The following is a 500-nucleotide window of genomic DNA, read 5'->3' as shown; positions in this document are numbered from 1 at the left end:
CGGAGCATTAAAAAACGCTGCATATAAAAGTATAAGAAAAAATACAAAAGCAACAAGCAATGTCTTTTTTATGTTATCTTCATTCAAATTAAATAATGCCGTTATAATACCAATGGCTATAAATATATATTCATAAGTATTTTCAATATTTTTTATTATAAAAAATCCTGATACTACAAAAAACACTATTATTAATATTATAGCTATTGCCAAACCTATTACACTATCACCATCTACTACTGTTTCACCAATTCCTTTAATTAAAAGCAATATTAAAAATACTATTATAAAAGAGCATAAAAATAATGCTGCCATTCTAAATAAATCATTTTCTGGTATATTGATTTTATATATTAAATTAAAAATAATATCTTTCATAAATATTTATATATCTCCATAATAATTTTATACGTCTATCCATGCAAATCTTATGTAACGACGACGATAAGTTATAAAATCTCTTATTAAATTAAGTAAATCATGTTTTTTAGAATATTTAT

General features: G+C 21.6%; 1 pseudogene. It reads right to left on the bottom strand.

The features are described from left to right. Window positions 1-378: pseudogene (locus GQX97_RS14760) on the bottom strand (hypothetical protein); the annotation flags it as partial. Window positions 379-500 lie beyond the last annotated feature (122 nt).

The sequence above is a fragment of the Brachyspira sp. SAP_772 genome (assembly GCF_009755885.1).
Taxonomy (GTDB): domain Bacteria; phylum Spirochaetota; class Brachyspiria; order Brachyspirales; family Brachyspiraceae; genus Brachyspira.
This window is presented reverse-complemented; position numbering and strand designations above follow the sequence as displayed.